At 65.5% G+C, this 9,339-nt stretch carries 9 protein-coding genes; all 9 read left to right on the forward strand.

Annotated features, from left to right (window positions below):
- Positions 1-7 precede the first annotated feature (7 nt).
- The 9 genes from hisC to ISO4_RS14575 all read left to right on the forward strand — a co-directional run bounded on the left by hisC (position 8) and on the right by ISO4_RS14575 (position 8,909).
- The gene (gene hisC / locus ISO4_RS14535; protein ID WP_194856680.1) at positions 8-1,111 is read left to right on the forward strand and encodes a histidinol-phosphate transaminase; all 1,104 of its coding nucleotides are present in this window, start codon (positions 8-10) and stop codon (positions 1,109-1,111) included.
- Positions 1,111-3,375 (forward strand): bifunctional prephenate dehydrogenase/3-phosphoshikimate 1-carboxyvinyltransferase, encoded by a 2,265-nt coding sequence (locus tag ISO4_RS14540; RefSeq protein ID WP_228548164.1) that lies wholly within the window; start codon positions 1,111-1,113, stop codon positions 3,373-3,375. The genes hisC and ISO4_RS14540 overlap by 1 nt, the downstream gene beginning before the upstream one ends.
- Positions 3,372-4,043 carry a (d)CMP kinase gene (gene cmk / locus ISO4_RS14545; protein WP_142949121.1) on the forward strand — a complete coding sequence of 224 codons (672 nt, stop codon included), beginning with the start codon at positions 3,372-3,374 and terminating at the stop codon, positions 4,041-4,043. The genes ISO4_RS14540 and cmk overlap by 4 nt, the downstream gene beginning before the upstream one ends.
- Positions 4,044-4,245: 202 nt before the next feature.
- Positions 4,246-5,922, forward strand: coding sequence for a 30S ribosomal protein S1 (rpsA, locus tag ISO4_RS14550; protein ID WP_194856681.1), 1,677 nt, complete (start codon positions 4,246-4,248; stop codon positions 5,920-5,922).
- Between the two features lie 69 nt (positions 5,923-5,991).
- A complete protein-coding gene (ihfB, locus tag ISO4_RS14555) occupies positions 5,992-6,363 on the forward strand; it encodes an integration host factor subunit beta (protein ID WP_194856682.1) in 372 nt (123 codons plus the stop codon).
- A gap of 21 nt (positions 6,364-6,384) precedes the next feature.
- Positions 6,385-6,624: a DUF1049 domain-containing protein gene (locus ISO4_RS14560; protein WP_194856683.1), complete on the forward strand. Its 240-nt coding sequence runs from the start codon at positions 6,385-6,387 to the stop codon at positions 6,622-6,624.
- Complete coding sequence (lapB, locus tag ISO4_RS14565) at positions 6,621-7,799, forward strand: lipopolysaccharide assembly protein LapB (protein WP_142949117.1); 1,179 nt, start codon at positions 6,621-6,623, stop codon at positions 7,797-7,799. The genes ISO4_RS14560 and lapB overlap by 4 nt, the downstream gene beginning before the upstream one ends.
- Positions 7,796-8,491, forward strand: coding sequence for an orotidine-5'-phosphate decarboxylase (gene pyrF / locus ISO4_RS14570; RefSeq protein WP_142949116.1), 696 nt, complete (start codon positions 7,796-7,798; stop codon positions 8,489-8,491). The genes lapB and pyrF overlap by 4 nt, the downstream gene beginning before the upstream one ends.
- A 97-nt stretch (positions 8,492-8,588) precedes the next feature.
- Positions 8,589-8,909: a ComEA family DNA-binding protein gene (locus ISO4_RS14575; RefSeq protein WP_067610733.1), complete on the forward strand. Its 321-nt coding sequence runs from the start codon at positions 8,589-8,591 to the stop codon at positions 8,907-8,909.
- The last annotated feature ends 430 nt before the right edge of the window (positions 8,910-9,339 follow it).

Genomic DNA, 9,339 nt, shown 5'->3' on the forward strand with positions numbered 1-9,339 from the left:
AAGCGTTATGACTTGCGATTACACCCAACTGGCCAACAACGGCGTGCAGCAACTGCGCCCCTATCAGCCGGGCAAACCCGTCGAGGAGCTGCAACGTGAGCTGGGCCTGCGCGACGTGGTCAAGCTGGCCAGCAACGAAAACCCGCTGGGCCCCAGCCACCGGGCGCTGGAAGCGGCGCGCCGGTCGCTGGATCAGATCCACCTCTACCCGGACGGCGCCGGTTTCGAGCTGAAACACGCCCTGGCGGACAACCTGGGCGTGAGCAGCGACCGCATCACCCTGGGCAACGGCTCCAACGACGTGCTCGAGCTGGTGGCGCGCGCCTATCTGCAGCCCGGCGACGAGGCGGTGTTCTCGGAGTACGCCTTCGCCATCTACCCGCTGGTGACCCTGGGCTGCTCCGCCAAGCCGGTGTCGGTGGATTCGCACCTCTACGGCCACGACCTGGCCGCCATGGCGGACGCCATCACCGAACGTACCCGGGTGGTGTTCCTGGCCAACCCCAACAACCCCACCGGCACCTGGTTCAACGACCAGGCGCTGGACAACTTCCTGGCCCGGGTGCCGGAGCGGGTGATCGTGGTGCTGGACGAGGCGTACTTTGAGTACGTGGAGGAAAGCCACTACCCGGACGGCCTGAAGCGGCTCGACCGCTACCCGAACCTGGTGGTCACCCGCACCTTTTCCAAGATCCACGGCCTGGCCGGCCTGCGCGTGGGCTACGCCGTATCGCACCCGCAGATCGCCGATGTGCTCAACCGGGTGCGCCAGCCCTTCAACGTCAATATTCCGGCGCTGGCGGCGGCCCAGGCGGCCTTGGGCGACCTTGATCATATCGAGAACTCCAAGGGCGAGAACACCGCCGGCCTGGTGCAGCTGGCGGAAGGGCTCGACGCCCTCGGCTTCACGCAGATTCCTTCGGTGGCCAATTTCATTGCCTTCGACTGCGGCGGCGACGCCGAGACGGTCTATCAGGGGCTGCTGCGCGAAGGGGTGATCGTGCGCCCGCTGGGCGGCTACGGCCTGCCCAACCACCTGCGGGTCACCGCCGGCACCGCCCGCGACAACGAACGTTTCCTGCAGGCCCTGAAACAAGTGACGTGCCGCTGATGAGCGCGCCCCGGCCCCCTCTGTTTCAACGTGTCGCCATCATCGGGCTGGGCCTGATCGGCGGCTCACTGGCCGCCGCCATCCGCGAGCAGGGGCTGGCGCGCACCGTGGTGGCCGGCTCCCGCTCCACGCGCACCCTGGAACAGGGCCTGGCGCTGGGGCTGATCGACGAGGGCAGCCAGGACCTGGCGGTGGCGGTGCGCGGCGCCGATCTGGTGTTCGTGGCGACGCCGGTGTCGTCCATGGGGGCGGTGCTGAAAGCGCTGCGCCCGGGGCTCGCCGAGCGCGCCATCGTCACCGACGGCGGCAGCGTCAAAGGCGCGGTGATCGCCGAAGCCCGCCGGGCCCTGGGCGATCATTTCCCGCGCTTCGTGCCGGGCCACCCGATCGCCGGCAAGGAAAAAAGCGGCGTGGAAGCCGCCGACGCCGGGCTCTATCGCCAGCACCGGGTAATCCTGACGCCCACCCCGGACACCGACCCCAGCGCCACCGCGCGGGTGAGCGCGCTGTGGGCGGCGGTGGGCGCGGAGGTGCTGGAGATGGCGCCGGACCACCACGACCGGGTGCTGGCGGAAACCAGCCATCTGCCGCATTTGCTGGCGTTTTCGCTGGTCGATACCCTGGCCCGGCAGGGCGATTCCACCGAGATTTTCCGCTACGCCGCCGGCGGCTTCCGTGATTTTACCCGCATCGCCAGTTCCGACCCGGTGATGTGGCACGACATCTTCCGCGAGAACCGGGACGCGGTGCTGGAAGCGCTGGCCCTGTTCCGGGACGGTATTGACCGTTTCCAGAACGCCATCGAGCATAACGACGACGAGGCCCTGATGGGCGTCATGACCCGGGCCAACGCCGCCCGGGCCCACTTTCTGGCCATGAACGAGCGCACCTCCTACACCCGCGCTCGGCATTCCGACGACGAGACAGGCATGACACAGCAATCCAACCCCACCTTCCTGGCGCGCCCCGGCGGCCGGCTCAACGGCCGGCTGCGGGTGCCGGGTGATAAATCCATGTCCCACCGGGCCATCATGCTGGCGTCCCTGGCCGAGGGCACCACCACCGTGGAGGGGTTTCTGGAAGGGGAGGACGCCCTGGCCACGCTGCAGGCGTTCCGCGACATGGGCGTGCTGATCGAAGGCCCCCACCACGGTCAGGTGATCGTGCACGGGGTCGGCCTGCACGGTCTCAAGGCGCCGGGCAAACCGCTCTACATGGGCAATTCCGGCACCTCCATGCGGCTGCTCACCGGCCTGCTCGCCGGCCAGGCGTTCGACACAGAACTGACCGGCGATGAATCGCTCTCCAAGCGGCCCATGGAGCGGGTCGCCGGCCCGCTGCGGGAAATGGGCGCGCGCATCGACACCGGCGAGGGCGGCCGCCCGCCGGTGCGTATCCACGGCGGCCAGACGCTGAAGGGCATCCATTATCCGCTGCCGATGGCGTCCGCCCAGGTGAAGTCGGCGGTGCTGCTGGCGGGCTTGTACGCCGAGGGCGAGACCTCGGTGACCGAGCCGGCCCCCACCCGCGACCATACCGAGCGGATGCTGGGCGGTTTCGGCGTGCCGGTGCGGCGCGACGGCGCCACCAGCACGGTGGCCGGCGGCGCGCGTCTGGCGGCGGGCCCCCTGGACGTGCCGGCGGACATCTCCTCGGCGGCGTTTTTCCTGGTCGGCGCCTCCATCGCCGAAGGCAGCGAGCTGACCCTGCCCCATGTGGGGGTGAACCCCACCCGCACCGGGGTGATCGACATTCTCAAGCTGATGGGCGCGGACATCCGCCTGGAGAACCCGCGCGATTCCGGCGGTGAGCCGGTGGCGGACCTGGTGGTCAGGAGCGCGCCGCTGAAGGGCATCGAGATCCCCCGGGAGCTGGTGCCGCTGGCCATCGACGAGTTTCCGGCGATCTTCATCGCCGCCGCCTGCGCCCAGGGCGAAACCGTGCTGCGCGGTGCCGAGGAGCTGCGCGTCAAGGAGTCCGACCGCATTCAGGTGATGGCGGACGGCCTGGCGGCGCTGGGCGTGGAGCACGAAGTGTACGAGGACGGTATCCGCATCGTCGGCGGCCCGTTCGGCGGCGGTGAGGTGGATTCCCACGGCGATCACCGCATCGCCATGAGTTTCGCCATGGCGGCGCTGCGCGCCTCGGCGCCCATCACCATTCGCCGCTGCGCCAACGTGGCCACCAGCTTCCCGGGCTTCGCGGAGCTGGCCCGCGGCGCCGGTCTCGACCTGGAGGTGCACGCATCCAAGGAGAACGAATGATCCCGATCATCACCATCGACGGCCCGGTGTCCTCCGGCAAGGGCACCGTGGCGCGCCTGGTGGCCGCCCGGCTGGCCTGGCACCTGCTCGACTCCGGCGCTCTCTACCGGGTGCTGGGGCTGTACGCCACCCGCCAGGGCGTGGCCCTGGATGACCAGCCGGCGCTGATCCGGCTCGCCGAGAACCTGCCGGTGGTGTTCCGCGAGCAGAACGGCGACACCGCCGTGGTGCTCGACGGCGAGGACGTGAGCGCCGACATCCGCCGCGAGGAAGTGGGCGAGATGGCCAGCCAGGTGGCGGTGCTGCAGCCGGTGCGCGACGCGCTGTTCGCCCGCCAGCGCGCCTTCGCCCTGAGCCCGGGCCTGGTGGCCGACGGCCGTGACATGGGCACGGTGGTATTCCAGGACGCGCCGCTCAAGATCTACCTCAACGCCAGCGCCGAGGAGCGCGCCCGCCGGCGCTACGCCCAGTTGAAGGAAAAGGGCTTTGATGCTACCCTCGCGACCCTTATCGAGGACATCCAGACCCGGGACGACCGGGACATGAACCGCGATGTGGCACCGCTGAAGCCCGCTGATGACGCGGTGGAGATCGATTCCACCTCGCTTTCCGTGGAACAGGTGGTGGACGCGATTCTCGATGAGGCCGCCCGCCGATCTCTGGTCTGAAGGCGGTAAAACCGTATTCATCCGTAGGAGCGGCCCTGGCTGCGGCAACCCCGATTACGCGGGGTCCGCGAGCAGGGCCGCTCCCGCAATGAGTGTTAAGTGACAGGTCGCCCGGCCCCTGACAGTAAACCAGCTTGGGGCGGTGGCCTTTTAGTAATAACCCATGCCTGCTGGTTGGTATGTGTATCCGTGAGACTTCTCCATGACTGAATCTTTTGCCGAACTTTTTGAAGAAAGCCTTAAGGACCTCGACGTTGCCCGTGGTTCCATCATCAAAGGCACCGTGGTCGCCATCGACAGCGACTGGGTGACCGTCAACGCCGGCCTCAAGTCCGAGGGCATCATCGCCCGCGGCGAGTTCATCAGCGAAACCGGTGAACTGGAAATCGCCGAAGGCGATGAAGTGGAAGTGGCGGTTGACGCTATCGATGACGGCATGGGCTTCACCCGTCTGTCCCGCGAAAAGGCCAAGCGCGCCGAAGTGTGGGGCGAACTGGAAGTGGCTTTCGACAAAGACGAGATCGTCAAAGGTCAGATTTCCGGCAAGGTGAAGGGTGGCTTCACCGTCGATATCGGCCCGATCCGCGCGTTCCTGCCCGGCTCCCTGGTGGACATCCGTCCGGTACGCGACGTGACCCACCTGGAAGGCAAGGACCTGGATTTCAAGGTCATCAAGCTCGATCCCAAGCGTAACAACGTGGTGGTGTCCCGCCGCGCGGTCATGGAAGCCGAGCACTCCGCCGAGCGCGAAGCGCTGCTCGAGTCTCTGCAGGAAGGCATGGTCGTCAAGGGTATCGTCAAGAACCTGACCGACTACGGCGCGTTCGTCGACCTGGGCGGCATCGACGGCCTGCTGCACATCACCGACATGGCCTGGAAGCGCATCAAGCATCCCAGCGAAATCGTCGAAGTGGGCCAGGAAATCGAGATCAAGGTCCTCAAGTTCGACCGCGAGAAGATGCGTGTGTCCCTGGGTCTCAAGCAGCTGGGCGAAGATCCCTGGCACGATATCGTGCAGAAGTACCCGGAAGGTGCCCGCGTCAAGGCCCGTGTCACCAACCTCACCGACTACGGCTGCTTCGCGGAAATCGAAGAGGGCGTGGAAGGCCTGGTGCACGTGTCCGAGATGGACTGGACCAACAAGAACATCCACCCGTCCAAGGTTGTCGAGATCGGCGACGAAGTGGAAGTGATGATCCTGGACATCGACGAAGACCGTCGTCGTATCTCCCTGGGCATCAAGCAGTGCCAGTCCAACCCGTGGGAATCCTTCTCCGAGAACTACCAGAAAGGCGACCGCATCAGCGGCAAGATCAAGTCGATCACCGATTTTGGTATCTTCATCGGCCTGGAAGGCGGCATCGACGGCCTGGTGCACCTGTCCGACATCTCCTGGGAAGAGCAGGGCGAAGAGGCGGTGCGCAACTTCAACAAGGGCGACGAGCTGGAAACCGTGGTACTGTCCATTGATGCCGAGCGGGAAAGAATTTCCCTTGGAATCAAGCAGTTGACAGATGATCCGTTTGCTCAGTATGTTGCTGCAAACGAGAAGGGCACCATCGTTAAAGGCAAGGTAACGGAAGTGGACGCCAAGGGCGCCACCGTGGAGTTGGCTGAAAACGTGGAAGCATCCCTGCGTGCCAGCGAACTCAGCCGCGACAAGGTCAACGATGCGACCGAAGTGCTCAGCGTCGGTGACGAGGTGGAAGCCCGCATCACCAACGTGGATCGCAAGAACCGTGTGATCACCCTGTCCGTACGCGCCAAAGATCAGGTGCAGGACAAGGAAGCACTGGATACCCAGGGTCCGGACGCCAACGCGCCCAAGACCATTGGTGATCTGATCAAGAAGCAGATGGAAAACAGCAACGAGTCATAACGGCTCCTCCCGGGGGCCGGCCATCAGGCCGGCCCCGCTTGGGCAGGGAGCCCAGGGGAGTAGGTTGCAATGGCGTCAGCGTTAACCAAATCGAAACTGATTGCCCGTATTTCCAAGGAAAACCAGCAATTGTCTCCCAGGGATGTGGAGCTCGCCGTAAAAACCCTGATTGACTACATGGCCGACACCCTCGCTGAAGGGGGCCGCATCGAAATACGCGGTTTCGGCAGTTTTTCCCTTCATTTCCGTGCACCTCGCGTGGGCCGTAATCCCAAGACCGGCGCCAGCGTAAAGCTGCATGGCAAGTACGTTCCCCATTTCAAATCCGGTAAAGAGCTGCGCGAACGGGTCAACGACTCCATGTTCGACGCGTCGTCCGGAACCCATGGCGACGAGAAACGCAACGCCGATGACGCCCCCGGCGAAGCCGTCAACGGCTGATCGCCCCAGCAGGACGATGTGATGCGAAATCTTTACCGTATTTTTCTGATTCTGGTTTTGCTGCTGATCTTCATGGCGGCTTTCCTGTTCGTCACCGCCAACACCCAGCCGGTGACCCTGGCGGTGCCCGTCGCCGACTGGCAATACCAGGTGACGCTGGGCGCACTGGTGGTGGTGCTGCTGGCCCTCGGCCTGCTGGCGGGGCTGGTCACCGGCCTGGGCCTGAAAGGGTTGCGCGGCCTGTTCGGACCCCGTTCATGAGCGAACCGCTTTGGCTTATTCCGCTGTTCTTTTTCGCCATCGCCACGGGCTTTTTCCTCGGCCGGCGTGAAGGTAAACGCCGCCAGCGCCGGCGCATGGATTCGCTGTCCCAGGAGTACGTGGCCGGCCTGAATTTTCTGCTCAACGAAGAGCCGGACAAGGCGGTGCAGGCCCTGCTCAACAGCCTGGAGGTCAACGACCAGACCCTGGAAACGCACCTCAGCATGGCGCGCCTGTTCCGCAAGCGCGGCGAATTCGACCGCGCCACCCTGATTCACTCCCACCTTCTCGAGCAGGGCGAGCTGCCCCGCGCCACCCAGGAGCAGATTCAGCTGGAGCTGGCCGAGGACTACCTGGCCGGCGGCCTGTTCGACCGGGCCGAGGAAGTGCTGCTGGAAATGCTCGACCAGGAGTGCGAAAAGCGCGAGCAGGTGATTCGCCAGCTCACCTACCTGTACGAGCAGGAGCGTGACTGGACCAACGCCATCTCCATGGGCGAGCACCTGGTTAAATCGCAGCCCAAGATCGCCCCGGTGCTGGCCCACTACTGCTGCGAGGAAGCGGAAGCGCAGATCGCCCGCAGCGAGCTCAACCCGGCACGCCGCATGCTGCGCCGCGCCCTCGGCTTCGACAAGAACTGCGTCCGCGCCAGCGTCCTGCAGGGGCGCCTGGAAATGCGCGAGGAAGACTGGAATGCGGCCATCGACGCGTTCCGCCGCATCTGGAAACAGGATCCGGACTTCTTTGACGAGGTGCTCAGCGAGTTGCGCCAGTGCTATCAGGCACTGGAGAAAGAAGAGGACTTTATCCGCATGCTCGCCGATTACAGCGCCGAGACACCCAGCACCGCTCGGGTGCTGCTGCTGTCCGAGCAGCTGCGCGAGCGCTACGGCGACCGCGAGGCCGGGCAGTTCATCGCCGACTACATGCAGGCCAACCCCACGGTGCTCGGCCTGCACCGCCTGATCGACATGAACCTGCAAGGGTCGGCGGAAGGCGAGGCCCGCGAGCACCTGGGCCTGCTCAAAGCCCTCACCGAGCGGCTGACCAGCGGTAAAACCATCTATCAGTGCCGCCGCTGCGGGTTCCAGACCCCGTTGCTGCAGTGGCGCTGCCCCAGCTGCCGCCGCTGGGGCACCATCAAACCCCGCTCCGAAGGAGAGATTAAGCCGTGACCGTCGCCAGCCCCATTATCGTCGCCCTGGATTACTCGCAACCGGACCAGGCGCTGGCGATGGCGGACCGGCTCGACCCGGCCAAGGTGCGGGTCAAGGTGGGCAAGGAGCTGTTCACCCGCGGCGGACCGGACGTGGTGCGCGCCCTCCACGACAAAGGCTTCCAGGTGTTCCTGGACCTCAAATTCCACGACATTCCCAACACCGTGGCCGGCGCCGTCAAGGCCGCCGCCGACCTGGGCGTATGGATGGTCAACGTCCATGCCAGCGGCGGCAGCCGCATGATGCTCGCCGCCCGTGAGGCGCTGGTCGGCCATGAGCGTCCGCCGCTGTTGATCGCGGTCACCGTGCTCACCAGCCAGGAACGGGCCGACCTTCAGGAAATCGGCATCGACCACGAACCCGAGGACCAGGTCCGCCGCCTGGCGGCCCTGACCCGCGACAGCGGTCTCGACGGCGTGGTTTGCTCGGCCCGCGAGGCCGCCATGCTGCGCGCCGCCTGCGGCGACGATTTCGCCCTGGTAACCCCCGGCATTCGTCCGGCCGGCAGCGCCGGCGACGACCAGCGCCGGGTGGTGACGCCGCCCCAGGCCCGCGAATGGGGCGTGGACTTCATGGTGATCGGACGCCCGATTACCCGTGCGGAAAATCCCACGGCCGCAGTCGACGATATCCTACAAAGTCTTTCCTGATCAGAGCGCGAAAAGTCACCGCGCAGGCTTACAGCCCCGCCGCTTCGTCCCGCCTAGAGTAGAACGTCCTAACCCAAACCGATAAGGAGGAAGGACGATGAAGCTCCATGGACGAAAACTGTATCAAACCCTGCTACTCAGCCTGATGCTGCTTGCCGGCGGCCTGCCCGCCGCCCAGGCCGCCCCCGAAGCGGAGGGCGCCGGCGACGGTGCCGCCGCCGTGGACACCACGGTGAGCCTGAACAACGCCGGAGTGGAAGAGCTGCAGACCCTGAAAGGCATCGGCCCCAAGACCGCCGCCTCGATCGTGGCCTGGCGGGACCGGGAAGGGCCGTTCGAATCCGTCGATCAGCTTATGGCGGTGAAGGGCATCGGCGAGATGACGTTGTCGCGGATCCGTGACCGGCTGAGTCTCTGAGTTCTGTAGACCGTTGACGCGGAATGCCGCCCGCTCTTCCGTCATTCCGCTTTCACCGGCCGTCCTTTCCCCGGGACGGCCGGCTTTTTATATTCATCTCCGTCAGCGACGGAGAATGACCGATACCTTACGGGAGCGCGCTTGTGGGAGCGGGCCCCGCCCCGAAAGGGAGCAAAGCTCCCGGCAGGATTCCAGAGACTTATATTGTTCCGGCGATCGGAGCTCCGTATCCGAGACGCGGTGCAATGGTGGTGCCTTCCGGGACCGCTCAACCCATCCCGGGCCGCTGTTAGTTTGGCGCTCCCTGGCCAAACAGCTCCCTCCAGGCACCACCATTGCCCCGCTCACTTGGCAGCGGCACCGCCACGGGTCAGAACACCGCCTGGACCTTTCTACGAAGTGTGGTTTGTGGCGGCGAATCTCCCAAGGA

Origin of the sequence: Alloalcanivorax venustensis ISO4 (assembly GCF_015356855.1) — a bacterium.
GTDB lineage: Bacteria > Pseudomonadota > Gammaproteobacteria > Pseudomonadales > Alcanivoracaceae > Alloalcanivorax > Alloalcanivorax venustensis.

Coding starts and splice junctions, on each gene's coding strand:
- ISO4_RS14575 (WP_067610733.1), top strand. CDS start 8,589: ATGAAGCTCCATGGACGAAAACTGTATCAAACCCTGCTACTCAGCCTG.
- hisC (WP_194856680.1), top strand. CDS start 8: ATGACTTGCGATTACACCCAACTGGCCAACAACGGCGTGCAGCAACTG.
- lapB (WP_142949117.1), top strand. CDS start 6,621: ATGAGCGAACCGCTTTGGCTTATTCCGCTGTTCTTTTTCGCCATCGCC.
- ISO4_RS14540 (WP_228548164.1), top strand. CDS start 1,111: ATGAGCGCGCCCCGGCCCCCTCTGTTTCAACGTGTCGCCATCATCGGG.
- rpsA (WP_194856681.1), top strand. CDS start 4,246: ATGACTGAATCTTTTGCCGAACTTTTTGAAGAAAGCCTTAAGGACCTC.
- cmk (WP_142949121.1), top strand. CDS start 3,372: ATGATCCCGATCATCACCATCGACGGCCCGGTGTCCTCCGGCAAGGGC.
- ISO4_RS14560 (WP_194856683.1), top strand. CDS start 6,385: ATGCGAAATCTTTACCGTATTTTTCTGATTCTGGTTTTGCTGCTGATC.
- ihfB (WP_194856682.1), top strand. CDS start 5,992: ATGGCGTCAGCGTTAACCAAATCGAAACTGATTGCCCGTATTTCCAAG.